This window comes from Neorhizobium sp. T7_12, from assembly GCF_002968535.1.
Taxonomy (GTDB): Bacteria; Pseudomonadota; Alphaproteobacteria; order Rhizobiales; family Rhizobiaceae; genus Neorhizobium; species Neorhizobium tomejilense.
In genome coordinates this window covers 79557-103871 of sequence record NZ_PVBK01000010.1, presented here as the reverse complement: position 1 = coordinate 103871, position 24315 = coordinate 79557, and the positions used below count along the sequence as shown (strand labels likewise).

Annotated in this window: 21 protein-coding genes and 1 tRNA gene; 7 read left to right on the top strand and 15 right to left on the bottom strand. The window is 62.9% G+C overall.

The annotated features are described in order from the left end of the window. Window positions 1-27: 27 nt before the first annotated feature. Window positions 28-2565, top strand: a complete 2538-nt coding sequence (secD, locus tag C5J26_RS20670; RefSeq protein WP_105403481.1) for a protein translocase subunit SecD — start codon at window positions 28-30, stop codon at window positions 2563-2565. A 74-nt stretch (window positions 2566-2639) separates the two neighbouring features. Next, window positions 2640-3077 carry a YqaA family protein gene (locus C5J26_RS20665; RefSeq protein ID WP_105403594.1) on the top strand — a complete coding sequence of 146 codons (438 nt, stop codon included), beginning with the start codon at window positions 2640-2642 and terminating at the stop codon, window positions 3075-3077. Here the strand turns inward: C5J26_RS20665 and C5J26_RS20660 are convergent, their stop codons facing one another. Together C5J26_RS20660 and C5J26_RS20655 are read right to left on the bottom strand one after the other, a co-directional pair. Continuing rightward, the gene (locus tag C5J26_RS20660; RefSeq protein WP_105403480.1) at window positions 3078-3704 is read right to left on the bottom strand and encodes a TetR family transcriptional regulator; all 627 of its coding nucleotides are present in this window, start codon (window positions 3702-3704) and stop codon (window positions 3078-3080) included. Window positions 3705-3719: 15 nt separating this feature from the next. Then, a complete protein-coding gene (locus tag C5J26_RS20655) occupies window positions 3720-4385 on the bottom strand; it encodes a class I SAM-dependent methyltransferase (protein WP_105403593.1) in 666 nt (221 codons plus the stop codon). A gap of 317 nt (window positions 4386-4702) precedes the next feature. Here C5J26_RS20655 and C5J26_RS20650 point away from each other — a divergent pair, with 317 nt between their 5' ends. Next, window positions 4703-6064: an APC family permease gene (locus tag C5J26_RS20650; RefSeq protein ID WP_105403479.1), complete on the top strand. Its 1362-nt coding sequence runs from the start codon at window positions 4703-4705 to the stop codon at window positions 6062-6064. A gap of 3 nt (window positions 6065-6067) precedes the next feature. Here C5J26_RS20650 and C5J26_RS20645 read toward each other — a convergent pair whose 3' ends face one another. Both C5J26_RS20645 and C5J26_RS20640 read right to left on the bottom strand, forming a co-directional pair. Continuing rightward, window positions 6068-6748: an HAD family hydrolase gene (locus tag C5J26_RS20645; protein WP_105403592.1), complete on the bottom strand. Its 681-nt coding sequence runs from the start codon at window positions 6746-6748 to the stop codon at window positions 6068-6070. A 118-nt stretch (window positions 6749-6866) separates the two neighbouring features. Beyond that, window positions 6867-7073 carry a hypothetical protein gene (locus C5J26_RS20640; RefSeq protein WP_105403478.1) on the bottom strand — a complete coding sequence of 69 codons (207 nt, stop codon included), beginning with the start codon at window positions 7071-7073 and terminating at the stop codon, window positions 6867-6869. 44 nt (window positions 7074-7117) lie between these two features. Between C5J26_RS20640 and C5J26_RS20635 the strand changes: the two genes are divergently transcribed. Further along, window positions 7118-7888: an SDR family NAD(P)-dependent oxidoreductase gene (locus tag C5J26_RS20635; protein WP_105403591.1), complete on the top strand. Its 771-nt coding sequence runs from the start codon at window positions 7118-7120 to the stop codon at window positions 7886-7888. A gap of 60 nt (window positions 7889-7948) precedes the next feature. Here C5J26_RS20635 and C5J26_RS20630 read toward each other — a convergent pair whose 3' ends face one another. From C5J26_RS20630 to C5J26_RS20620, 3 genes are all read right to left on the bottom strand, one after another. Next, entirely contained in the window at window positions 7949-11128 is a 3180-nt protein-coding gene (locus C5J26_RS20630) for an efflux RND transporter permease subunit (RefSeq protein ID WP_105403477.1), read from the bottom strand. A gap of 130 nt (window positions 11129-11258) precedes the next feature. Then, complete coding sequence (locus C5J26_RS20625; protein ID WP_105403476.1) at window positions 11259-12440, bottom strand: efflux RND transporter periplasmic adaptor subunit; 1182 nt, start codon at window positions 12438-12440, stop codon at window positions 11259-11261. A gap of 61 nt (window positions 12441-12501) precedes the next feature. Then, window positions 12502-13296: an alpha/beta hydrolase fold domain-containing protein gene (locus C5J26_RS20620; protein ID WP_105403475.1), complete on the bottom strand. Its 795-nt coding sequence runs from the start codon at window positions 13294-13296 to the stop codon at window positions 12502-12504. 157 nt (window positions 13297-13453) lie between these two features. Here C5J26_RS20620 and C5J26_RS20615 point away from each other — a divergent pair, with 157 nt between their 5' ends. From C5J26_RS20615 to C5J26_RS20605, 3 genes are all read left to right on the top strand, one after another. Then, window positions 13454-14389 carry a LysR family transcriptional regulator gene (locus C5J26_RS20615; protein ID WP_105403474.1) on the top strand — a complete coding sequence of 312 codons (936 nt, stop codon included), beginning with the start codon at window positions 13454-13456 and terminating at the stop codon, window positions 14387-14389. Window positions 14390-14607: 218 nt separating this feature from the next. Further along, a complete protein-coding gene (locus C5J26_RS20610) occupies window positions 14608-15813 on the top strand; it encodes a CynX/NimT family MFS transporter (RefSeq protein ID WP_172745976.1) in 1206 nt (401 codons plus the stop codon). A 124-nt stretch (window positions 15814-15937) separates the two neighbouring features. Then, a complete protein-coding gene (locus tag C5J26_RS20605) occupies window positions 15938-16879 on the top strand; it encodes an acetamidase/formamidase family protein (protein WP_105403472.1) in 942 nt (313 codons plus the stop codon). A gap of 9 nt (window positions 16880-16888) precedes the next feature. On the opposite strand, the gene C5J26_RS20600 is transcribed toward C5J26_RS20605, so the two are convergent. The 8 genes from C5J26_RS20600 to C5J26_RS20565 form a co-directional block, all read right to left on the bottom strand. Next, the gene (locus C5J26_RS20600) at window positions 16889-17665 is read right to left on the bottom strand and encodes a BA14K family protein (RefSeq protein ID WP_105403471.1); all 777 of its coding nucleotides are present in this window, start codon (window positions 17663-17665) and stop codon (window positions 16889-16891) included. 69 nt (window positions 17666-17734) lie between these two features. Then, window positions 17735-18109 carry a VOC family protein gene (locus C5J26_RS32810; RefSeq protein WP_105425878.1) on the bottom strand — a complete coding sequence of 125 codons (375 nt, stop codon included), beginning with the start codon at window positions 18107-18109 and terminating at the stop codon, window positions 17735-17737. Between the two features lie 296 nt (window positions 18110-18405). After that, a tRNA-Lys gene (locus C5J26_RS20590) sits at window positions 18406-18481 on the bottom strand. Window positions 18482-18713: 232 nt separating this feature from the next. Next, entirely contained in the window at window positions 18714-19643 is a 930-nt protein-coding gene (locus C5J26_RS20585) for a PhzF family phenazine biosynthesis protein (RefSeq protein WP_105403469.1), read from the bottom strand. A gap of 63 nt (window positions 19644-19706) precedes the next feature. Continuing rightward, window positions 19707-20441, bottom strand: coding sequence for a DNA mismatch repair protein MutT (locus C5J26_RS20580; RefSeq protein WP_105403468.1), 735 nt, complete (start codon window positions 20439-20441; stop codon window positions 19707-19709). Beyond that, window positions 20438-21547 carry an endonuclease/exonuclease/phosphatase family protein gene (locus C5J26_RS20575; protein WP_105403467.1) on the bottom strand — a complete coding sequence of 370 codons (1110 nt, stop codon included), beginning with the start codon at window positions 21545-21547 and terminating at the stop codon, window positions 20438-20440. The genes C5J26_RS20580 and C5J26_RS20575 overlap by 4 nt, the downstream gene beginning before the upstream one ends. 49 nt (window positions 21548-21596) lie before the next feature. Next, window positions 21597-22625, bottom strand: coding sequence for an ABC transporter ATP-binding protein (locus C5J26_RS20570; protein ID WP_105403466.1), 1029 nt, complete (start codon window positions 22623-22625; stop codon window positions 21597-21599). After that, complete coding sequence (locus tag C5J26_RS20565) at window positions 22613-24307, bottom strand: iron ABC transporter permease (RefSeq protein ID WP_105403465.1); 1695 nt, start codon at window positions 24305-24307, stop codon at window positions 22613-22615. The genes C5J26_RS20570 and C5J26_RS20565 overlap by 13 nt, the downstream gene beginning before the upstream one ends. Window positions 24308-24315: the final 8 nt, after the last annotated feature.

The following is a 24315-nucleotide window of genomic DNA, read 5'->3' as shown; positions in this document are numbered from 1 at the left end:
TGGCCCGGGCTCAGCAGGATTAAACATATGAGAAATTCCCCATGGTTGGTGGCGAGCTATGCCGTCATCATCATTCTCGGTATTCTGGTCGCTCTACCGAACGTGATACCCCAGTCGGCGCTCGACCGCATGCCGTCGTGGCTGCCGCATAGCCGCGTGGCACTCGGCCTCGACCTGCGTGGCGGCTCGCATCTCGTGCTCGAGGTGGACCGTCCCGACCTGATCAACGAACGCGTCCAGAGCCTGCTGCAGGACGCCCGCCGCGTGCTGCGCGACAAGAACATCAACACTTCTGCGATCCGCCGGTCCGGCGATACGATCACCGTTGCAGTGCGCGACGCGGCCCAGCGCGCTGCAGCCGTGACGGAACTCCAGACGCTCGCCAACCCGATCGGCCTCGGCACGAGCGTCGGCGGCAGCGATCTCGCGATCACCACGCCGACCGACAACACGATTTCGATCGCCCAGACGGAAGCCGGCATCAACTCGCACATCACCGCGGCTGTCGAGCAGAGCCTTGAAATTATCCGCCAGCGCGTCGACCAGGTCGGCGTCGCCGAGCCGACCATCCAGCGAGTCGGTTCGGACCGCGTCCTCGTGCAGCTTCCGGGCGAACAGGATCCGTCCCGCCTTCGCCAGCTCCTCGGCTCGACCGCCAAGATGAGTTTCCATCTGCTCGGCCAGCAGGGCGAGGCCGGCGTCACCATGCTCGCCGACGAGGGCGGCAACCAGTATCCGGTCCTCGACCGCGTCGAACTGTCCGGCGACCGCCTGACGGATGCCCGCGCCGCCTTCGACCAGCAGACCAACGAACCCGTCGTCAACTTCCGCTTCGACAGCGCCGGCGCCAACCGCTTCGCGCAGATCACCCAGCAGAATGTCGGCCGTCCCTTCGCGATCGTGCTCGACAACAAGGTTCTCAGCGCGCCGGTCATCCGCACGCCGATCACCGGCGGTTCGGGCCAGATTTCGGGCGGCTTCTCGGTTTCCGAAGCCAACACGCTGTCTGCGCTGCTGCGCGCCGGCGCCCTGCCCGCCAAGCTGACCGTCATCGAGGAACGCACCGTCGGTGCCGACCTCGGCGCCGACGCCATCGAAATGGGCATTTTCACCGGCCTCATCGGCTTCGGCCTGGTCGTCGCCTTCATGCTGTTTCTCTACGGCACCTGGGGCATCCTCGCGAACGTCGCGCTGTTCATCAACGTCATCCTGACCTTCGCCGGCCTGACGCTGATCGGCTCGACGCTGACCTTGCCGGGCATCGCCGGCGTCGTGCTCGGCATCGGCCTTGCTGTTGACGCCAACGTCCTTATCAACGAACGCATCAAGGAAGAGTCGCGCAAGGGTCGCAGCGCCTTTGCAGCGATCGATGCGGGCTTCAAGCGCGCCTATTCGACCATCGTCGACAGTAACGTCACCAGCTTGATCGCCACGGTCCTGCTCTTCTGGTTCGGCTCCGGCCCCGTGCGCGGCTTCGCCGTCACCATGGGCCTCGGCATCATGATCTCGATGTTCACGGCCGTATCCGTCGTTCGCGTCGCGATGGTGTTCATCACCGCCCGCAGGAAGCTGAAGAAGATCGACATCAGGCCGCTGCTGCCGATCAAGCTCGTTCCGGACGGCACCCATATCCACTTCATGAAGGGCCGCTTCCTCGGCATCGGCGTCTCGGTGATCCTGTCGATCGCCTCGGTCGTGCTGTTCTTCACGCCAGGCCTCAACTACGGCGTCGACTTCCGCGGCGGTATCCAGATGGAAGTCACCACCACGCAGCAGACCGATCTTGCAGCCTTCCGCTCCGGCCTCGGAGAGCTCGGCCTGGGCGAAGTGGCCCTGCAGGAATTCGGCGGCAAAAACCGCGTACTTGTCCGCGTCGAGCGCCAGCCCGGCGGCGAGCAGGCCCAGACGGTCGCCGTCGAGAAGCTGAAGGCGGAGATCACCAAGATCGACCAGACCGCCAAGGTGGAACGCACCGAAGTCGTCGGCCCGAAGGTCAGCGGCGAGCTTGCCACCGCCGGCTTCCTGTCGGTCGGTCTCGCCTCGATCGCCATGATGATCTACATCTGGGCGCGGTTCGAATGGCCGTTCGCCGTCGGCGCGATCGCGACGCTCGTGCTCGACGTGACGAAGACGATCGGCTTCTTCGCGCTGACCGGTCTCGACTTCAACCTGACGGCCATCGCGGCGTTGCTGACGCTGGTCGGTTATTCCGTCAACGACAAGGTCGTGGTCTACGACCGCATGCGTGAAAACATGCGGCTCTACAAGAAGATGTCGCTGCGCGACGTGATCGACCTGTCGATCAACGAAACGCTCGCCCGAAGCCTCTATACTTCGGCGACCGCCTTCCTGGCCCTGCTGCCGATGGCGATCTGGGGTGGTAGCGCTGTGGAAAGCTTCGCGGTGCCGATGGTCTTCGGTATCGCCGTCGCAGCGCTTTCGTCCGTCTTCATCGCGGCGCCGATCCTGCTCTTCCTTGGCGACTGGCGCACCCGCCACAAGGCGCAGACCGAAACCGCCGGCGAAAAGGCGGTCGGCGACGGCGAGCGTCCCAGCCAGGCCTGAGCCTTCTTGGTGTGAAAACAGAAAGGGCGGACTTTCATCCGCCCTTTTTCATTTGGCTCGGCTATAGCTCCATCATGTTCGATTTCGCCGCCTATGCAGGTCTATTCTCCGCCGCCTTCATCGCCGCCACGATCTTTCCGATGCAGTCGGAAGCGATCCTGATCGGGCTTATCCTGGCCGACCGGTATTCGCTCGTCGGTCTGCTGCTGGTTGCTTCGGTCGGCAATACGGCGGGCGCTGCAGTCAACTGGCTGCTCGGGCGGGGCGTCGAGCGGTTTCGCGACAGCCGCTGGTTTCCGGTCAGCGATGACAAGCTGGACAAGGCGCAGGCCTGGTACCGGAAATACGGAAAATGGTCGCTGTTGCTGAGCTGGCTGCCGATCGGCGGTGACGCGATCACGGTCGCGGCCGGCGTGCTCAAGGAGCCGCTGCCGACCTTCCTGATCCTGGTGTTCGTCGGCAAGGCGCTGCGCTACGTGGTGCTCGCGGCCGCGACGCTCAGCCTGATCTGATCAGCGCCCCTGCCCCTCATTGCCGAAATCGGCAAGCGTCTTCCAGAAATCGCCGAAGAACTGATGCGCGAAGGTTTCGAGCGAGGCGCCCGGCGGCTGTTCGTTCCAGAGTTCTCCGGCCGCCCGCAAGGCGCCTATGACGACAGCGGCGAGCAGGCGCACGCGCAGCCGCTCCTCGTCGCTCCGGCTGCGAGCCTTCAGCGCTTCCGTGAGCTTCAGCTCGAGCTTGGCATATTTGAGCTGGTCGCGGGCCTTCAGCGCCGGTGTGCGACGGATCAGTTCTCCGAGCGCCATCGCCCTTTCGTCCGCAGCCGAGACGATGGCGCTGACGAGGCCGTGTTGCACGGCCTTGACCGCCGGCTCGTCCGCTGGCCTGGACGCGATCGCCGCCATCAGATGGTCGGCAAAACCGTCCTGCCAGGCGAACACGACCTCTTCCTTGGACGGAAAATAATCGAAGAAACTGCGTTTCGAGACCTCGGCGCGTTCGGCAATCTCCTCGATCGTCGTGGCGTCGAAACCGCGCTCGAGGAACAGGCTCATCGCCGCTTCCTCGATGCGTTCGCGGGTCTGCCGGCGCTTGATTTCCCGCCGCCCCTCCTTGGCGCCATCAGTCGTCCTGGTCATTGCATCCGATTTTGTTCAGCCGCCCGCTTCGTCGGGATTGTGGACCGGACCGGCCTCTGCCTCGGCACGATATCTGGAACGCTCCCGCGTCAGGTCCAGCGGCTTGCGGCGGGAAATCCGGTAGACGGCAGCCGGCGGCAGGTTGCGCACGGTGTGGCCGATATGCACGGCCTTCAAACCCAGCCGGTCGAGGATCGGCCGCGGCACGGGGCAGCGCGGGCCGTAGGTGAACTGATAGAAGGAACCGCCCGGGCGCATATAGGTAAAGGCACCGCCGAGGATCGCGGTAATCTTGCGCGGCGACATCGAGAGAAGCGGCAAGCCGCTGATGACCGCGCCGACCGGTTCGCCCTCGAAAATATCTTCATGGGCGAGCTTTGCCGCGTCCATCTGCAGAACCCGCGCTTCCGGAAACCGCCGCTGCAGGCCGGGAACGAATTCCGGACCGTATTCGATCAGGGTAAGGTCGGATTGAGCAACGCCGCGCGCCAAGAGCGCACGGGTGAACACGCCGGTGCCCGGACCGAGTTCGATGACCGGACCGTCGAGGGGAGCGATCTCCTGGGTCATCAGCCGCGCGAGCGAATCCCCCGAAGGCGCCACCGCCGCAACCCGCAATGGGTTGCTGATCCACGAACGGAAGAAATGCAGGAAATCGGAGAATGCGGCATCTGCTGTCATGGTCAGAGACTCACCGGTTTGAAAATGCAATCGAGTATTCCGCCGACCTTGACAGCCCGCATGGCAATTCCAAGGCATCGGAACCTCCGCTCGAGAAAAATACTCATATCGGCCGCAGATTTGTGCAGTGCAGCGCCTACACCGTCACATTTAGGAGATATTTGCACCGAGTGCAAGATTCTAACGGGAATTTTTTAATTACGTGTTCGGGCTGGAGACGGAACGGCCTGAAACCTCTATATTTTTTTCGGGAACAACCGGCGTTTGTTCCCATTGAACAATCTCCCGGAGGGAATCGATAACATCAGGAGGAGTTTATGAAAAAGCCGGCCGCTGAATTGGGCGAACAGAAGACGGAACTCCAACGGGTGATGGGACCCGGATTGCTGCTGCTGTTCATCGTCGGGGATATTCTCGGGACGGGCATCTATGCCCTGACCGGCCAGGTGGCCAAGCAGGTCGGAGGGGTGGTCTGGCTGCCCTTTCTGATCGCCTTCGTCGTCGCCCTCCTTACCGCCTTCAGCTATCTCGAATTGGTCACCAAATATCCGCGCGCGGCCGGTGCCGCGCTCTATACCCACAAGGCCTTCGGCATCCACTTCGTCACCTTCCTGGTGGCCTTTGCGGTGATGTCGTCGGGCATCACTTCTGCGGCAACCGCATCGCGCGCCTTCGCCTCGAACTTCGCGACCTCGCTCAGCCTCGATCTCGGCGCCTGGGGCGTACCGCTGATCGCGGTCGGCTTCATCGCCCTGGTTGCCGCCATCAATTTCCGGGGCGTCGGGGAAAGCGTCAAGATGAACGTGCTGCTGACCGTGGTCGAACTGACCGGCCTGCTGATCATCATCGGCATCGGCTTCTGGGCGATCGCCGGCGGCCAAGGTGACGTTTCCCGCGCCTGGACCTTTGCGGCGCCTAACAATGGCGGTGTCTTCTGGCCGGTGATCGCGGCCACCACCCTCGCCTTTTTCGCCATGGTCGGCTTCGAGGACTCGGTCAACATGGCCGAGGAATGCAAGGAGCCGAGCCGGATGTTCCCCAAAGTGCTGCTGACCGGCCTCGCCCTCACCGGCCTCATCTACGTGCTGGTGGCGATCTCGGCGATCACGCTGGTACCGGCCGATGAACTCGGACAGGGCGAAACGCCGCTGCTGAAGGTCGTGCAGGCCGGTGCCCCCGGCTTTCCGATCGGCATCTTTGCGGTCATCACCATGTTCGCGGTGGCCAATTCCGCGCTGATCAACATGATGATGGCGAGCCGCCTGATCTACGGCATGAGCCGCGAAGGGGTTCTGCCGCAGGTGCTCGGCAAGGTCCATCGGGGCCGTCGCACGCCCTATATCGCGATCGGTTTCACGTCGCTGCTGGCGGTCGCGCTGATCCTGTTTGCCGGCGGCGTTCCGGCGCTCGGCGGCACCACGGCGCTGCTGCTTCTCTGCGTCTTTGCGATCGTCAACGTCGCGGTGCTGGTGCTGCGCAAGGACACCGTCGAGCACAAGCATTTTCGCACGCCGACCATCCTGCCGGTATTCGGTGCAATCTCCTGTGCCTTCCTTGCCGGCCCATGGACCGGCCGGGATCCGGTTCAATATCTGATCGCCGCCTGCCTGCTCGGCCTCGGCGTCGTGCTTTGGCTCGCGACGATCAGCATCATGCGGGCGTCGGCCCAGCCCGCCTGAGACTCAGTCCTTGCGGCGGACCGAAAGCCGGCCGTCCTCACCGATATGCGGCACCACATCGAGATAGCCGGGTATTTTCGAATGCCCGGTTTCGATCGGATGGGAATGGGTGGCCGTGATGACCATGACGTCGGCCCCTGCCGCCTCGCCCGCCTGGATGCCGGCAGGCACGTCCTCGAATACCAGCACGTCCGACGGGCTGACGCCGAGCCGTTCAGCACCGAGGATATAACCTTGCGGATTGGGCTTGCCGACAGTGACGTCTTCAGCGGTCACCATGTAGCGCGGCTGCGGAATGCCGGCGGCGGCAAGCCGGACCTTGGCGAGTTCGATCGGCGACGACGTGACGATCGCCCAGCGCTCCGGAGGCAGCGCGGAGAGGAATTCCACCGCGCCGGGGATCGGTACGACCCCTTCGACATCCTCGATCTCGCCGCGCAGGATGCCCTCGGCCTCGGCGACCGGATCGATGCCCGGCAGGTTCAGTGCGCTGATCGTGTCGATCCCGCGCTTGCCATGCATGGTCGGCAGGAATGCCTCCACGTCAAAACCCATCTTCGCCGCCCAGCGTCCCCAGACGCGTTCGGCGGATGCTATCGAATTCAGGATCGTGCCGTCCATGTCGAACAGGAAAGCAGCATAGGTTTTTTCGGGAAGGGAGAAGTCGGCGGCGGGAAGAGGCACGGAAAGTTCCTTTAGCGTCGGATTCCGACTCGGGGATATGGTCGGAACTGCCGCATTCCGCGTAAATGCAATGATCTCGAAAGGCAATCGCCGGCAAGAACCCGCAATCTCGTTCGGGCTATTTCGATCGCGAACGCAGGAATTGAGACAGGGCAACGCCGATCGCGATGCCTACGGCAATACCGATGCCGATATTGTCGAAAACGGCTGTCCCGAGCACCGTGCCAAGCCCGACGCCGACGGCTATTCCTGTTGCAATGGTCATCGTCAGACCATTGCGCGCCCAGATGGCGAGAGTTTGTCGTGCATCCTTGTCTTCCCGCATCGAAGCGATAGAACTTGGCGACCAAGCCGGACAAGGAGGGTGTTTTGGCCAATATTTCTGTACGGCATGCGGACCTGGCCGATCGCGGCGTGCTGATCACCGGTGGCGGTTCCGGCATCGGCGCCGCCCTGGTGGAAGGTTTTGCGGCACAGGGCGCCAAGGTCGCGTTCATTGATATCGCGGACGAACCGAGCCAAGAACTGGTCGAGCGTCTGTCCCAGACCGCCCGGCATCCGGTCCTCTACCTGAAGGCCGATCTGCGCAACGTCGCGGAAACGAAAGCCGCCGTCGACAGGGCCGCGCAGGAACTCGGGTCGCTGTCGGTGCTGGTCAACAATGCCGGCTGGGACGACCGCCACGAATTCGAGACGGTCACCGAGGAATATTGGGACAACGCCCAGGCGATCAACCTCAAGCAGATGTTCTTCGTCTCGCAGGCGGCGGTCCCGCACCTGCGCAAGGCCGGCAGCGGCGCGATCGTCAATTTTTCCTCGATCGCCTATCTGCTCAACATGGGCGGGCTGCCCGCCTATGCGACCGCCAAGGCCGGGATCATCGGCCTGACCAAGAGCCTCGCCGGAAAGCTCGGACCGGAAAACATCCGCGTCAACGCCATCCTGCCGGGCATGATCGTCACCGAACGGCAGAAGAAACTCTGGCTGAATGACGACAGCATCACGGCGATGGTCGCGCGCCAGTCCTTGAAGCGGGTGCTGGTGGCTGAAGACCTTGTCGGCCCCTGCCTGTTCCTCGCCTCGAATGCCTCCGCCGCCATGACGGCCCAGACAATCATTGTCGACGGCGGTGCCCTCTAGACATAAAAATACCGCGCGGGTTCCCGGTGGAAAGAACCCGCGCGGCGCCGGAGGTAGACCTTACTCCGCTGGAGAGAGAGCGGGAGCCGCCTCCTCCGTACCGTGCTGCCGCAGAGGACGGCTGCCGGTAAGCAAACGTGCCAGCATGTAGAAGACCGGTGTCATGAAGATGCCGAAGAACGTCACTCCGATCATGCCGGAGAACACCGCGATACCCATGGCGGAGCGCATTTCAGCACCCGCACCGGTCGAGACGACCAGCGGCACGACACCCATGATGAAGGCCATGGACGTCATCAGGATCGGACGCAGGCGCAACCGGCTGGCCTCGACCGCCGCCTGGAACGGCGTCCGACCCTGGAACTCCAGTTCTCGGGCGAATTCCACGATCAGGATCGCGTTCTTCGCCGAGAGACCCACAAGGACCACGAGCCCGATCTGCGTGAAGATGTTGTTGTCTCCACCGGTGAGCCAGACGCCGCTCAAGGCCGCAAGCACACCCATCGGCACGATCATGATGATCGCGATCGGCAGCGTCAGGCTTTCATACTGGGCTGCGAGCACGAGATAGACGAGCAGCAGCGCCAGCGGAAAGACCACGATGCTGGAATTGCCGGCGAGGATCTGCTGGTAGGTCAGGTCCGTCCATTCGTAGTCGATCCCGGAAGGCAACGTCTCCGCGACGATCTTTTCGATCGCGGCCTGAGCCTGGCCCGACGAGAAGCCCGGTGCCGGACCGCCGTTGACATCGGCGGAGAGGAAGCCGTTGTAGCGCGTCGTGCGTTCCGGACCGGTCTGCGCGTCCACCTTCAGGAGGGCCGAAAGCGGGATCATCTGGCCGGACTGCGAACGAACCTTCAACTGGCCGATATCTTCCGGCTTGGCGCGGAATTGCGCATCCGCCTGAACCCGGACGCTATAGGTGCGGCCAAAGGCGTTGAAGTCGTTGACATAGAGCGAGCCCAGATAGACCTGCAGTGTTTCGAAGACGTCGGTCACCGACACTCCAAGCTGCTCGGCCTTGGCGCGGTCGAGATCGGCGTAGAGCTGCGGCACGTTGATCTGGAAGCTCGAGAAGATGCCGGCAAGTTCCGGCGCCTGGTAGGCCTTGGCGATGACCGCCTTGGCCGCCTCGTCCAGAGCCTGGTTGCCCAGGCCGGCACGATCCTCGATCTGCAGCTTGAAACCGCCCGTCTGACCGAGGCCGTTGACCGGCGGCGGCGGGAACATGGCGATGAACGCATCCTGGATGCCAGAGTATTTCTGGTTCAGCGCCATGGCGATGGCACCACCCGAAAGCTCCGGCGTCTCGCGCTTCTCGAAATCGTCGAGCACCGCGAAGACGATGCCGGCGTTCGAGCCGATCGTGAAGCCGTTGATCGACAGGCCCGGGAACGCGATGGCGTGCTCGACGCCGGGCTGCTCCAGGGCGATGTCGCTCATCCGCTTGATCACCTCTTCCGTACGGTCGAGGGTTGCGCCGTCCGGAAGCTGAGCGAAACCGATCAGGTACTGCTTGTCCTGCGCCGGCACGAAACCGCCCGGCACCGCGTTGAACATGCTGTAGGTCATCGCCACAAGCGCGAAGTAGATGATCATCACCAGGCTCTTGCGGGAAAGCAGGCCGCCGACCGTGCGGCCGTAGCCGTTCGAGGCGGCCCCGAATGCGCGGTTGAAGCCACGGAAGAACCAGCCCAGGATCGCATCCATGAACCGCGTCAGCCAGTCCTTCTTGGCGTGATGGTCCTTCAGCAGAAGGGCTGCCAGCGCCGGCGACAGGGTGAGCGAATTGATCGCCGAAATGACGGTCGAAATGGCGATCGTCAGCGCGAACTGCCGGTAGAACTGACCGGACAGGCCGCTGATGAAGGCGAGCGGCACGAAGACCGCGACCAGCACGAGCGCGATCGCAATGATCGGGCCGGAGACTTCCTTCATGGCCTTGTAGGTCGCATCACGCGGACTTAGGCCGTTCTCGATATTGCGCTCGACGTTTTCGACCACCACGATCGCGTCGTCGACGACGATACCAATCGCCAGCACCAACCCGAACAGCGTCAGCGCGTTGATCGAGAATCCGAAGGCGTACATGACCGCAAACGTGCCGATGATCGAGACGGGAACGGCAATCAGCGGGATGATCGACGCCCGCCAGGTCTGCAGGAAGAGGATGACGACGAGCACGACGAGCGCGATCGCTTCAAGCAAGGTCTCGATGACCTTCTCGATCGAAGCGCGCACGAACTTGGTCGTATCGTAGACGATCTCGTATTTGACGCCTTCCGGCATCACCTTCTGGAGTTCGTCCATCGTCGAACGGACGTTATCGGCGATTTCGATCGCGTTGGAACCGGGCGCCTGAAGAACGGCGACTGCGACTGCCGGCTGACCATCAAGCAGCGAGCGCAAGGTATAATCTGCCGCGCCGAGCTCGATACGGGCAACGTCGCGCAACCGCGTGATCTCGCCGTTTTCGCCGCTCTTGACGATGATGTTGCCGAATTCCTCCGGGGTGCGCAGGCGCCCCTGGGCATTCACGTTGAGCTGCAGGTCGACACCCGGCCGGCTGGGTGATGCGCCGATAATGCCGGCGGCCGCCTGGACGTTTTGGCTACGGATCGCGTTCGAGATATCGCTTGCGGCAAGCGAATGTTCGGCCGCCTTCTGGGGATCGATCCAGACGCGCATCGAATAGTCGCCGGCGCCGAACACCTGAACCTGGCCGACACCCTGAATGCGGGTGAGCCTGTCCTTGACGTTCAATGTCGCATAGTTGCGCAGATAGGTGATGTCATAACGGTCGGAGACGAGATTGACGACCATGATGAAGTCGGGCGAGCTCTTGACGGTCGTGACACCGAGCGCACGCACTTCCGCCGGCAGGCGCGGTTCCGCCTGACTGACGCGGTTCTGCACCAGCTGCTGCGCCTTGTCTGGGTCGGTGCCCAGCTTGAAGGTGACGGTGAGCGTCAGCACGCCATCAGACGTCGCCTGGCTCGACATGTAGAGCATGTCCTCGACGCCGTTCACCTGCTCCTCGAGCGGTGTTGCGACGGTCTCGGCGATGACGGTCGGGTTGGCGCCTGGATAAGTGGCACGCACGACGATCGATGGCGGCACGACTTCCGGATATTCGGAAATCGGCAGGGACCGCATGCCGATCAGGCCTGCGACCACGATGAGGATCGACAGCACGGCCGCAAAGACCGGTCTGTCGATGAAAAACCTGGAAATATTCATGTCAAAGCCCTCTCTCCGGGGTTGAACAAGAGGCGAAACGGCCCCGGCTCGCGGCCAACAAGGCCGCAAGCTCCACGAACCGGAACTGGATGAGTGTTGGAGAGCGGCGGACTAACCGCCGCTCAGAGCATTACTTGTTGGCGACTTTCGCCTCTTCCTGGGGCTGGACAACCGCGCCCGGACGGATGCGCTGCAGGCCGTTGACGACGATCCGGTCGCCCGGATTGAGGCCCTTCTCGACGATCCGCATGCCATCGACCGCCGTGCCCAGCTCCACCTGCCGGTACGCAACGGTATTGGCCGCATCGACCACGAAGACGAACTTCTTGTCCTGATCGGTGCCGACGGCCTTTTCGCTGACCATCAGGTGATCCTGCGCCTTCGGCTGGCCCATGCGGACCCGCACGAACTGGCCCGGGATCAGCTTGCCGCCCGGATTGTCGAAGACGGCGCGCACGCGGATCGTGCCGCTCGAGGCATTCACCTCGTTGTCGATGAGCTGCAGCTTGCCGCGGATCGGCGTGCCGTTGGTGGCGAGCGTGCTCACCTCGACCGGCACCTGTTCGATCGCCGGTACGCCGTCGACGAGCGGAAGGTCGGCGAGCGTGCGGGACACCAGCTCTTCACCGGCATCGAAGCTCGCATAGATCGGATCGGAGGAAACCAGCGTCGTCAGCGGGGCGGAGGCGGAACCTGCCGCTACCAGGTTGCCAACGGTAATTTCCAACTTGCCGACCCGGCCGGCGATCGGTGCCCGGATCTCGGTATAGTCGAGATTAAGCTGCGCCGTCTTCAACGCCGCCTTGGCGGACTGGAGATTGGCCAGCGCCTCACTCTGAGCGCTCTGGCGCTGGGCGAGATCGCTCTGGGAGATGGTGCTCTTGGAGACGAGGTTCTTGCCACGCTCCAGTTCTGTGTTGGCAAGTTCCACCCTCGCCTGCGCCGAGGCCACCTGACCTTCGGCCTGAGCGACCGCCGCCTGGTAGGGCTCCGGATCGATGCTGACGAGCAGGTCGCCCTGCTTCACCAGTCCGCCTTCGCGGAAATGCACCGACTGGATGGCGCCGGTGACGCGCGGCCGGATCTGGACGCGGTCGACAGCTTCAAACCGGCCGGAAAATTCCTGCCAGGTGGAAACGTTGCGCGGCTCGACGGTGGCGACCGTCACGGGGACGGCCGGAGCAGCAGCAGCCGTCGCGGGCGCGGCATGAGCGCCCTGCGGCAGATCGAGATAAACGGAGGCACCGGCAATCAGTGCAGCCGTGCTCAGTCCAGTGCCCCACAGGGCCCAGCTTTTGATCTTCGAGGTCATTGGTAGTCTCCTTACGGCCTTGGGAAGGGGCCGTTATTTGCCTTCAAAATAAATCATGCTACTAACTTAACTCTTTGGCAAAGCTCGTGAATTCGGCACAAAGCGCTGTCATCCACTCGCCGTCGCCTTCTCTGTAAATGCCCGTCCAGCCGCAGCTGGCCGGGAAAATCTTCCGCCTGACCGAAACGCCGGCCTCACTCAGGCGCGCCGCATAACCGAGCGTTTCATCGCGCAACGGATCGTCTTCCGATGTCACGATGAGAGCCGGCGCGACACCCGAAAGCCGCGAACAGAGGCAGGGTGCCGCATAAGGATGCTGGAACCCGCAATGGGAGCCGAGATAATGGCTCCAGCCCTCAGCCCAGCGTTCGCCCATGCCGATCTCGTCCGCTTTGCGGAAGGATTGCGTCGTCATCATCGGGTCGATCATCGGCGACAGCAGGATCTGCCCGCTCAGTTCGCCCGGCATCAGATCGCGCGCCTTCAGCGCCACGCCGGCCGCGACATTGCCGCCAGCCTCGTCACCCGCAACGAAAAGCAGGGACTTCGCGCTGCCGAACTGCTTGCGCCGGCCGGCCAGGCATTGAAGCGCCGCAAAAGCGCATTCCATCGCCTGCGGAAACATGTTCTGCGAGACGCTGCTGTAATCGGCTTCGAGTACCACGGCCCCGGACTCGGCCAGTGCTTTTGCAACTGGACGTTCGTTTTCGCCGCGTTGCTCATTGAGAAACGCCCCACCTCGCAGATATAGAACCAGCGGCGGAGCCTTGGCCTTGGCGGCTCCTTCATAGACACGCATCGGCACAGCCGGTATGGCCGACTTCTCAAATGCGATGTTTTCCCACTGCGCGGTCATTGAAAAATCCTCCGACAAACCCCTAGTAAAAGCGGGGTACTTGCCGTCAATCTTGAACCTGATATTATTATTCGGGTGCAAACACACAAGCTCACGGCATTCGACAACACTATTCCATATTTCGGAACAATGTTGCGGCGCAGCAGGAATCAGCACGATGGATCAGCTTTCGGCAATGCGCGTATTCGTTCGCGTCGTGGAAACCGGTAATTTTACCCGGGCTGCGGCGACCCTCAATATGCCTAAAACGACGGTGACCAATCTCGTCCAGAGCCTCGAGAGCCATCTGCGCACGACGCTGCTCAACCGGACGACCCGCAAGGTGATGGTGACGACCGACGGCGCGCTCTATTACGAGCGGGCGATGCAGATAATCTCCGAGCTCGACGAACTCGACGGCAGCATCTCGAATTCGCAGAGGCAGCCGTCCGGGCGGCTGCGGGTGGAAATGGCCGGCGCCTTTGCCGATCTGCTGGTCATTCCGAATTTATGCGATTTCCATACGCGGTTTCCGCAGATCAGGCTCGATATCGGCGTCGGCGACCGGCTGGTCGATTATATCGCCGAAAACGTCGATTGCGCGTTGCGCGCCGGCACCCCGACCGACCAGTCGCTGATTGCCCGCAAGGTCGGCGAGATCAGCATGTCCGCCTATGCGGCACCGCTCTACATCCACAAATTCGGGGCGCCCGAACGCCCGCAGGACCTGCAGGAAGACCATTTGGCCGTCGGCTACCTGAGTGCCCAGTCCGGCCGGGTGAGATCCATGGAATTCCACCGCGACGACGAAAACGTGGAAATCACCCCCCGTTACGTGGTCTCTGTCAACGATGCCCGGACCTACGTAAACGCGGCCATATCCGGCATGGGCATCGTGCAATCGCCGCGCTTCATGGTCAGGGAGGCGGTGGAGAAGGGCGACCTTGTCGAAGTGCTCTCCGACTGGCGCTGCGGATCCCTGCCCCTCTACATCGTCTATCCGCAGACCCGCCACCTCTCCAACAAGGTGCGGGTCTTCGTCGACTGGCTCGCCAAGCTGGTTCAGAACCTCAAGGTCGAGGAAAGCCGCGAGCAGATGCGCAAGGCGAGTTAGGCTTTACTTATGATGCGGCGACGGCGGCCTGACTGGCGGCCGGCGTCTTGCGACTGAGTATCACCGTCCCGGCGAGGCGTCGCCCGAGAAGGCGAGCCCTTTCATCGTCCACTGCGCAAGCCGAGAAATCATGCCCTCCGCGAAGGAATTTATGCCTCGGAACGTACGGGGATGATAAAGCGCCCGGACGTTTGTTCGATGAATGGAATACCGACCGCATGACTCGTTGGGGACATGTCACAATCGCTGTTCTGGCAGGTATCGCCGCTGCCCTGCATGTGGGCAAGGTGCCGCCCGCCATCCCGCTGCTGCGCTCCGAGCTCGGCATCGACCTCGTGGCCGCCGGCTGGCTGATGGGGCTTTCAAGCGCCCTCGGCGCCGCCTGCGGCATCCTGATCGGCCGTTTCACCGATTACCTGACCCATCGCCGCGCCATGATCCTCGGTCTTGCCCTGCTGATCGCCGGCAGCCTGATCGGCGCCCTCACCCAGTCGGAAACCGTCATCTTCGCCAGCCGCGTGCTCGAAAGCGTCGGTCTCATCATGGTCTCGGTTGCCGCCCCCGGCCTGATTGCTGCTTCAGTCGCGCTACGCGATACCGGCCTTGCCTTTGCGGTCTGGGGTATCTGGATGCCGGTCGGCGTCGCGGTGATGATGATGATCTCGCCCTTCCTGCTGCCAAGCTTCGGCTGGCAGGGTTCGTGGATTTTTGCCGCCATGCTCAGCGTCATCCCGATGGTTGCGCTGCTGACGATGAAGGTGCCGAAACCGCAGGCTACGGGACATCCTGCAACCTCGCTGCTGACGGCCGTCAGCCTCACGGCCTCCCGACCGATGTCCTGGATACTGTCGGGTATTTTTGCCGCTTACAGCGCCAGCTTCATGTCCGTCTTCGGTTTCCTTCCGACACTGCTGATCGAGGAAATGGGAACAGGCCTGACGGCTGCATCCATCATGACCGCACTCGCAGTGCTCGCGAACGGCGTCGGCAACGTGGTCGGCGGCATCTTCGCCCGTTGGGGCGCCCCGCGCTGGGTGCTGATCGCCGGCCCCTGCGTGATGCTGACACTGACCGCCTTCGTCGTCTTCGGCCATGGTTTTCCCCTCTGGATGCGCTACGGAGCCTCGGTGCTCTACGCGGTGTCGGGCGGTGTCCTGCCGGCGACCATCATGGGCTCGCTGCCCGTCTATGCGCCGCGCCGCGACCTCGTCGGGACATTCAGCGGCTTCGTCATGCAGGGGTCCAATATCGGCCAGGTCTTCGGACCGATGCTGCTCGCCTCGATCGTTGCGGCATCCGGCTGGCAGGGCGCGCCGTTCTACATTGCCGCGGCAACGGGCCTCGGCCTAGTCCTGGCGCTCTGCCTGCGCCAGACCGAACGCCGCATCGCAGCGACGAGGCCGGAAACCGCCGGAACGATGTGAGCGAGAAGGGTTCGAGAACGGCTCATGCGCCAAAGCGCGGCGAGGAAGCCGGGCTCGATTTGCGGACTGGCGTGCAAAGTAAAATCGGCTAGTCTCTCCCCGGATCAGACAAGCGAGCCCGGCCATGCAACATCACGTCTCCGCCTCTTCCAAAACCTGCGCCTGGGGGTATTTCGACGCCGCCCGCGAGCCGGTGCTGACGATCGACAGCGGTGACACGGTGGTGATCGACACGGTCTCCGGTCCTGCGGAAGTTCTGCCCAAGGAAGGGTTCACCATCCTTCCCGAACATCTCGAAATTCACGAGAACTGCCGGCCGATCATGCAGGGCCATATCCTCACCGGACCGGTCGCTGTGCGCGGCGCCAGGCCCGGCCAGGTGCTGGAGGTTAAGATCCTCGATGTCGAGCTGCGCCAGGACTGGGGTTATAACGTCATCCGTCCGCTTGCCGGCACGCTCCCTTATGATTTCGAGACGCCGCGGATGATCACCATCCCGCTCGACAAGCAGAGGAATGTCGGCCGCCTGCCCTGGGGTCTCGACCTGCCGCTGGCGCCCTTCTTCGGAGTGATGGGCGTCGCTCCGCCGCCGAACTGGGGTCGCATCACCTCGATCATGCCGCGTTCGCACGCCGGCAATATCGACAACAAGGAACTGGTCGCCGGCACCACGCTCTATCTGCCGATCTTCAACGAGGGCGCGCTGTTTTCCTGCGGGGATGGACATGGTGCGCAGGGCGACGGCGAGGTCTGCATCACCGCCATCGAGACGGCACTGCGCGGCACCTTCCAGCTTACCGTGCGCGACGATCTCGATTTCGTCTATCCACGGGCTGAAACGCCGACGCATTACATCACCATGGGCATGGATCCGGATCTCGACCAATGCGCCGTCATGGCGCTGCGCGACATGATCGTGCTGCTCGGCGAAAAAGGCGGCCTGTCGCGGGAAGATGCCTACACGCTCTGCAGCCTTGCCGGCGACCTGCGCATCACCCAGACCGTCAACGGCTGCAAGGGCGTGCATATGATGATGGCGAAGACCCTCGTCGACCGCGCGGTCTGAAGCTGATGGTCAGCCGAAAGGCGATTGGCACTGGCGGCGCGGGCCGCCGGCGAAGGGCTGATAGCTGTTGTCCTCGGCCTGGTAGGACCGGTAACGGGCAAAACACCATTCCTCATGGGATCCGGTCGGAACGTCGGCATCGATCGCCTGCGACTGTGCATAGCCCGCCGCACCGTCCTCGGCTCGCTGGTTGGCGCGGGCAGCCGGCATCTCCGGAAGCGGCTGCAATTCGTCCTGCATCGGCGGGGCTTGCGGCCGGCTAGGCACCGGTGCGGCGGCAACAGTCCCCGTCGCGGCAGCGCCTGGTGCCCGGCACTGCCGCCGGGGGCCGCCGCTCAAGGGCTGGTAGCTGTTGTCTTCGATGCGATAGGACCTGTATCGCGCGAAGCACCAGTCCGCCTGCGCGGGGTCGACCATGGCTTTGCGCTCTTCCTGCGGCTGCGGCAAGGTGGCCTGCGGCTGCGGCACGGAGGCCGGCTGCTGCGGATTGATGGACCCGGTCACTGTATTGTCGACGACTACCCCCGCGGCGGTCTGCTGGACGGCGGGCGTTTCCCGCGTGTCGGCTGCAACCGAAGCCGGAGGCGTCGCGGTGGGCAGGCGCTTATATTCCTGGCCGGCGGTGTCCACGGCCTTCGGTTTTGAGGTCCACAGGTCCGGCGTATCCATATTGGCGAACTTATGGGGTTCGGGCACGGCGATCACGTTTGCGGTGATGATCACGCCGCTCAGGAACACCAGAACGAGCAGGACAAGGCTGCCCAAAAGCAAAAGGATTGGCTTCATGACCGCGCTCCCATTTCGTCTTTCAGACCAAATGCCGATCAGGCGCCGGAGTTCCCGCCCCAACGCGGACTATTCAGACACTACGCAGAAATTGTTGCCTTCGGGGTCGTTCAAGACCGTATATCCATCCGCCTCCCGGACGAAAGTCGCGCCGAGGGACAAAAGGCGTTGCACTTCGCTCGCCCTATCGGGGGTGGCGATATCGAGATGAAGTCGGTTGCGGGCGGGGCGTTCCCCTTGGCGAAGTTGGAAGCAAAGGCGGGTTCCCGGACCTTCGACCATCACGGTAGGGTCGGTCTCGGGTGTCAATCCGAGAGCGGCAAGGCGGGCCAGTTCCTCGTCGTCGTAGGGCATCACCTCGTAGCCATCGAGTGCCTCCGCCCAGAACCGGGCGACACGCGAGGGAACGTCGCAATCAATGACTATTTCTTTCAGCCTTGCCATGGAGCCATTCAAGAATTGTTGGGCCGGTGATTGCAGACGCGTTCGGCGACCGCGCCACGCCGACTGCCGGCAGTAATGGCAAAAATCACGAGCTGCCGCGTCTCCGTCGGCGAACATAAGCGGAATTGTGATATAGAGACCTTCGCAGTATCGGCAATGACTGGCGTTGGTGATATCCTGATCGAACGCGAATGGGTCGAGCGTCCGCCATCCGACTTTTTCGGTCGGAAAAGTCGGATGAAATATCAGACAAAAAATCTGAAAATCGCTGGAGGCCATATTGGCCAAGGAAATAGTGGTGGGTGATGTAGGGCTCGAACCTACGACCCGCTGATTAAGAGTCAGCTGCTCTACCAACTGAGCTAATCACCCAAGAACCATCTGTGCGAGGCGTGCTCGCCAGCGGTGTGAGGGGCGTATAAAGGGGATTTTTCGGCTTGTCCAGCGGCTCGGTGAAAATTATTCGCCTGACCGGGCAAAAAATCCATCTGGTCTGATTTTGTGCCTGATGGAAACCTCTCCGCAGCTCAATAGCGACGCAAAAACGAAAAATTTCAAAGTCTTACTGCGTCACAATATCGCAATCATCGACAAGCGAAGAAATTCAAAGATAGAGCGTGCCTTCCGCAACCTTGATCGCCTGGCCGCCGATGCGGGCCCTGGCGATCTCTCCCTCCTTCACGTCGATATGCAGATGGATCAGGGACGGACGCCCCATCTCCACCCCCTGCTCTACCAGCACCGGGTGATGGCCGTCCGGGAGCGCATCGAAATGTCGGATCGCGCCGGAGAGTGCGGCAACGGCAGCGCCCGTGGCCGGATCCTCGGAAATCCCCATGTCCGGCGAGAACATCCGGGCGTGGAATTTTGCCTGATGGTTCACGCCGCTGCGGCAATAGACGTATGCCGATGCAAGCGCGCCCTCGACGAACGGCGCTGACTTTTCCCACAATGCGGTGTCGAATTCGAGGTTCTGCACCGTCGCCAGATTGTGCAGCGGAATCATCAGGAAGGGCACGCCGGCGCTCCAGATGGAGGCGACATGGTTCTCGAAACCGATATCCGTCGATTTGACGCTCAGCGCATCGGCAAGCCCCTGCCGGTCGAGCGGAAGCTCGATCTGCACCGGCTTTCTCGGCAGGTCGAATTCGGCAAATCCGGCCTCGCCGGCCCGAAGCCGTACGGCGCAGCGCACCGGGCCGACATTTTCCTCCAGCACGCAGACAAGATCCATGTCGGGCTGTCCGGCGCCGTGCCCCGACCTATGATTGAGTTCGGCGAGCGCCACGGCCGTTCCGATCGTCGGATGCCCCGCAAAAGGCAATTCCCGGCCCGGCGTGAAGATGCGCAGACGGGCTGCATAGGCTGCATTCGCGGAAGACTGGACGAACACCGTCTCGGAGAGATTCATCTCCCTTGCGATCGCCTGCATTTTGTCGTCGGCAAGGTCGTCTCCGTCGAGAATCACCGCCAGCGGATTGCCGGCGAGTCGTCTGTCGGTGAAGACGTCATAGATGCTGTAGCGACGGGCCAACCACACCTCCCCGTGTTTCGATGGCGCCAAACTGCCCGACCGGTCGGCTCAAAGCAACCCTGTTCAGCCCTTCGAATGACCGAAAAACAGGTCGAGAATCGGGAACATCAAAGGGCTGTAGGGATGCGCGCCGCGATCGGCCGAGCGGATCGCCACGGCTCCGGCAATCTCCTTTTCCTCGTCATGGACCATATGGTCGGCAATGCGCGCCAGCATCTCCTGCGCCGTAAGGTCGAAGCGATAGAAGCGGAAGCCGACGACCCGGTGTCCGCCGTAGCAGGCGAAGAGCCGCCGGTCGGCCGCTGCTTCGGCGAGATCGAGGCCGGTTTCTTCCCGCACTTCACGGCGCATATTGGCCTCGAGATCCAGCTTGCCGTCGACGATGTCCAGAAGATCGAGCGAACCGGCAGCGCAATAGACCTGGCCGGGATTTGCGGTCCTTTCGCTCATCCGGACGGCGATGATCGCCCCATCGGACGAGACGGGCACGGCGAAGCCGAAGAGGTGAAAGGCGCCGGTCGGATCAGGCTGTCTCCGCCACCATAAGAGCGTCGAATAGGGGATGACATGCGCCTCGCCGATAATCACGCCATCGCGGAACGAAAGTCTGTTCTGCAGCACCATCTGGCCGTTGAAGAGATGCGGATTGGCCGCCGCTTCCCCCGCCCAGTTCTCCTCGATCTCGTCCCGGTGCGCGACATAGACGGGATGTGCTCCGGGCAGCACCGAAAGATCGAAAGCCTCGATCTCGAAGACGGTATTTTCAGGCGGCCAGCCGCTAATCGTCTGGATGGTCATCGAATCTCCAGCGACATCACGACGGGGCAGTGGTCGGATGCCTTCGGCCGATCCCAGCCGATGCGCGGAAACCGTTCCACTTCCTGTCCCGGCGGAAAGACGGTGCGATAGGGTTGGCCGCCGCGGATGATTTCCGGCACGCTGTTGGCATTGTGCTCGGCGAGCGCCGGCGACAGCCAGATGTAATCGAGCTGGCAGAGGTGCTGCTCCTCCGGCCCGCGCGCGTGGTAGAGCGTCCAGCGATCCATCACGTCGCGGCGCGTAGTCGGGTTCACCACGAAGCCGTCGTCGGTGAAGACGTTCAACGCACTTGCCTCTTCGCGCCGCGGTTCGAACCGGTATCCTTCGCGGCGGGTGCCGATCACCTGCACCTTTTCCTGATAATCGTTCATGTCGCCGCAGATGGCGAAGTTCTTGTCCGCCGTCCGCCCCTCGCCGAAACGGCGCTCGACGATCTGGCGCACCGCTTTCGCCTCCGCCATGCGGACCGCCATCGTGCCGGTGCGGCCGTCCTGGCCGTCGCGGGCATTGCCCATGGATTTGAAATGCACGACGAAGAGCGAGAACGGCTTGGACCCGATCGTCAGCTCCAGTTCGAGGCAGTCGCGCTTGAAGATCTTGTCATGCGCCTGGTTGCTGAGCGCCAGTTCGTCGTTGAAGAGGCCGAGGTCCTGATAGGTCAGCATGGCGTGGCTGCGCACGTCCCGCACCTCGATCTTCTCGCCGCTGCGGGTCTCCTCGCGCATCAATACGGCAACATCGATGCCGCGCGAATCATTGCCCTCGACCAGATATTTCTGGCGATAGCCGTTGCCGACCATGCGGTAGAGATAGCCGTATTCGAAGGCTTGCAGGGCGGGCATGCTGTCGACCTCCTGCAGGCAGAGGATGTCGGCGTCCGCGTCCGCGATCGCCAGCGCCGAAAGCTGTCGCGTGTCGTCGGTCTCGGCGATCATTCGGGCCTGTTCGAGCTGCTGATAGACCGCCTTGTCCTGCACATCGTAGAGCCGAAGCACCCGGTCCTGCCGGAGCTGATTGCGCCAGCCGGAGAAATCGAAGCGCGTCATCAGGTTTTCAATATTGAAGGTGCCGAGACGCAGCGACATGAGAGGGATTCCTTTTCTTGGCGAACACCATAACCACGGCGACGCCTGGCTACAATCTCCAGGCCGCGCGGATCACGATCGACAGGCGATCGCCAACCTTGACCGGCTGGCGGCTGAAGGCGCGCAATGCCTGTCCGTCCGGCAGGGCAAGACGCAGCGCATAACGTTCGCCCTCGAACAACACCGAGAGGACTGTGGCCGCCTGTCCTTCCGCCGCAATCTCGACGTCCTGCGGACGGACGAGGATGTCGGCACGCGGCTCCTGCGCCGGCCCGGCGAGGATCTCCTGCATGGCGGGCCAGTCGAAAAGCCGCCTATCACCGAACGGTGATGGTAGCGAGAGGATCGCCCCCTGCCCCACGAGGCCGCCGACCAACCGGCCCTCCGGGCGCGCATAGATTTCCTCCGGCGTCGCCACCTGCAGCAGCCGGCCCTCGGACATCACCGCAACGTCGGTCGCAAGCGCCATCGCTTCCGACTGGTCATGGGTGACATAGATCATCGTCGCACCGGATCGGGCATGGAACTCGCGAAACGTCTCTTCCATCTCCTGGCGCAAGTGCCGGTCCAGATTGGCGAGCGGCTCATCGAGCAGCACGACGTCCGGCTCGGTGACAAGGCAGCGGGCGAGCGCAACGCGCTGCCGCTGGCCGCCGGAAAGATCCGCCGGACGGCGGTCCGCGTAGGCATCGAGGCGGACGGCGGCAAGCGCCTCCCTCACCTTGCGTGCACGTTTTTCGCCCGAAACGCCGCGCACCTTCAAAGGGTAGCCGACATTTTCCGCAACGCTCATATGCGGCCAGAGCGCATAGGACTGGAAGACCATCGCCATGTTGCGATGTTCGGGCGACACCATCTCGGCTGCGTCCGCCAGAACGCGCTCGCCGAGCAGGATGGAGCCGTCGCTCGGCTGTTCGAAACCGGCGATCATCCGGAGCACCGTCGTCTTGCCGCAACCGGAAGGCCCGAGCAGCGCCAGGAAGCCGCCTTCGCGTACCGTCAGGGACACGTCGTTGACGGCTGCACGGCCGCCGGTGTCGAACGTCTTGGAGAGGCGGTTGAGGATCAGCTTCGCCACGGTACTACACCTTTCGGCAGTCGTTTCGCCATCAGTTCCAGCACCACCATCATCGCGATCACCATGATGACGACGAGGACGGAGAGTGCAGCCGCAATGTTGAAGCTGCCGCTATCATCGAGATTGTAGATCAGCACGCCAAGGGTCTGGGTGCCAGCCGACCAGAGGAGCGCCGAGACGGTCAGTTCGTTGCAGGCAATCAGGAACACCAGGATCACCGAGGCGCCTGCGGCCGGTGCCACCAGGGGCACGAGAATATCGACGAGCCGGCGCGCGAACCCTGCTCCGGAAAGCCGCGCCGCCTCCTCGAGCGACGGATCGAGCTGACGGAAGGCGCTAACTACGGGCTTCAGGCTGACGGCGAAGAAACTCGAGAAATAGGCGATCAGAATGATCCAGATCGTCCCGTAGATGGAGATGCCGATTACCGGAATTGGCGCCGCGAACAGCAGGATGAAGGCGACAGCCAGCACGATGCCCGGCAGCGCATAGGGGATTTCCGCGAGCGCCGAAATGAGGCCCACGAACCGGCTCTTGCTGCGCACCAGGAAATAGCCGGTCAGCACCGTCACCACCAGGAGACCGAAGGCGGTGGCGAGCGACAGCGAAAGGGAATTGGTGAACGCAATGCGCGTCGCGGCCTGGCGGTACAGGATTTCCTCATAGGCCTTGATGGTGACGGTCGCCGGGCTGAGCGGCACGCCGTAGGCAGGCGCCAGCGAGCTTGCGACGAGAGCGATGAGCGGCATGGCGAGTATCAGGAAGATCGTCAGCCAGAGCAGGAGTTCGGCAAACCAGCGCCAGGCGCCAAGTCGGAACACGGCCACCTGCCCCGACAAGCCGATGACGCGATAATCGCGACCGCGCAGTACGCGTGCCTCGACCATCAGCCCGATCACCGACAGGATCGCAATCAGGCCGGACAGGACGGAGATATCCGCGAACGTGCGGGGACCGAAAGCCGCAAATTTCGAATAGATCAAGGTCGGAAGCGTATAGATCCCGGCGGGAATGCCGAGGATTGCCGGAATGCCAAAATTGCCGACGCAGGAAACGAAGGCAATAGCCGCGCCCGCGGCGAGACCCGGCAGCGACAAAGGCAGGATGACATCCTTCAGCACCTGAAAGGACGATGCGCCGGAAAGCCTCGCCGCCTCCACCGCGTCGCGCGGTAGCGCCAGGAGCCCGGCACGGAGCGACAGGTAGACGAGGGCCGCATTCTGTACGCCGTAGAGCAGCGCGATGCCTCCGATCGAATAAAGCGGCTGCGGTGAACCGAGCGGCGGCGCGAGCCCCAGCGCCTTCAGGAGCGCGCTGGAGGGCCCGGTCATGCCGATCCAGGCAAGCGCCGTCACCTGCGGCGGGATCATCGTCGGCAGCATGAACAGGAAACCGAGGACAGCCTTGCCGCGGATGTCAAACAACGTCAGCAGCAGCGCGAAGCCGCCCCCGAGAACGACGGCGGCGATCATGCCGAAGAAGGAGGTGGACAGCGTGTCATAGACCGACCGCCACAGGCCCGGGTCGGACAGAAGTTCGCTCGCCCCGCCGCGAAAGGCGGAGATGATTCCGGTCGCGGCAAGCCGACCGAGCGGCAGCACGCTCAGGCAGAAGATCACGGTTACGACAAAAGGAAACAGCCAGCGTGGCTGGCTGTTTCCTTGTTTTTGAGGTCGCGTCATATGGCGCT

What these genes read in the sequence shown, in the direction of transcription:
- secD (WP_105403481.1), top strand. Translation starts at nt 28, where the DNA reads ATGAGAAATTCCCCATGGTTGGTGGCGAGCTATGCCGTCATCATCATT.
- C5J26_RS20665 (WP_105403594.1), top strand. Translation starts at nt 2,640, where the DNA reads ATGTTCGATTTCGCCGCCTATGCAGGTCTATTCTCCGCCGCCTTCATC.
- C5J26_RS20660 (WP_105403480.1), bottom strand. Translation starts at nt 3,704, where the DNA reads ATGACCAGGACGACTGATGGCGCCAAGGAGGGGCGGCGGGAAATCAAG.
- C5J26_RS20655 (WP_105403593.1), bottom strand. Translation starts at nt 4,385, where the DNA reads ATGACAGCAGATGCCGCATTCTCCGATTTCCTGCATTTCTTCCGTTCG.
- C5J26_RS20650 (WP_105403479.1), top strand. Translation starts at nt 4,703, where the DNA reads ATGAAAAAGCCGGCCGCTGAATTGGGCGAACAGAAGACGGAACTCCAA.
- C5J26_RS20640 (WP_105403478.1), bottom strand. Translation starts at nt 7,073, where the DNA reads ATGCGGGAAGACAAGGATGCACGACAAACTCTCGCCATCTGGGCGCGC.
- C5J26_RS20630 (WP_105403477.1), bottom strand. Translation starts at nt 11,128, where the DNA reads ATGAATATTTCCAGGTTTTTCATCGACAGACCGGTCTTTGCGGCCGTG.
- C5J26_RS20625 (WP_105403476.1), bottom strand. Translation starts at nt 12,440, where the DNA reads ATGACCTCGAAGATCAAAAGCTGGGCCCTGTGGGGCACTGGACTGAGC.
- C5J26_RS20620 (WP_105403475.1), bottom strand. Translation starts at nt 13,296, where the DNA reads ATGACCGCGCAGTGGGAAAACATCGCATTTGAGAAGTCGGCCATACCG.
- C5J26_RS20615 (WP_105403474.1), top strand. Translation starts at nt 13,454, where the DNA reads ATGGATCAGCTTTCGGCAATGCGCGTATTCGTTCGCGTCGTGGAAACC.
- C5J26_RS20610 (WP_172745976.1), top strand. Translation starts at nt 14,608, where the DNA reads ATGACTCGTTGGGGACATGTCACAATCGCTGTTCTGGCAGGTATCGCC.
- C5J26_RS20605 (WP_105403472.1), top strand. Translation starts at nt 15,938, where the DNA reads ATGCAACATCACGTCTCCGCCTCTTCCAAAACCTGCGCCTGGGGGTAT.
- C5J26_RS20600 (WP_105403471.1), bottom strand. Translation starts at nt 17,665, where the DNA reads ATGAAGCCAATCCTTTTGCTTTTGGGCAGCCTTGTCCTGCTCGTTCTG.
- C5J26_RS32810 (WP_105425878.1), bottom strand. Translation starts at nt 18,109, where the DNA reads ATGGCAAGGCTGAAAGAAATAGTCATTGATTGCGACGTTCCCTCGCGT.
- C5J26_RS20580 (WP_105403468.1), bottom strand. Translation starts at nt 20,441, where the DNA reads ATGACCATCCAGACGATTAGCGGCTGGCCGCCTGAAAATACCGTCTTC.
- C5J26_RS20575 (WP_105403467.1), bottom strand. Translation starts at nt 21,547, where the DNA reads ATGTCGCTGCGTCTCGGCACCTTCAATATTGAAAACCTGATGACGCGC.
- C5J26_RS20565 (WP_105403465.1), bottom strand. Translation starts at nt 24,307, where the DNA reads ATGACGCGACCTCAAAAACAAGGAAACAGCCAGCCACGCTGGCTGTTT.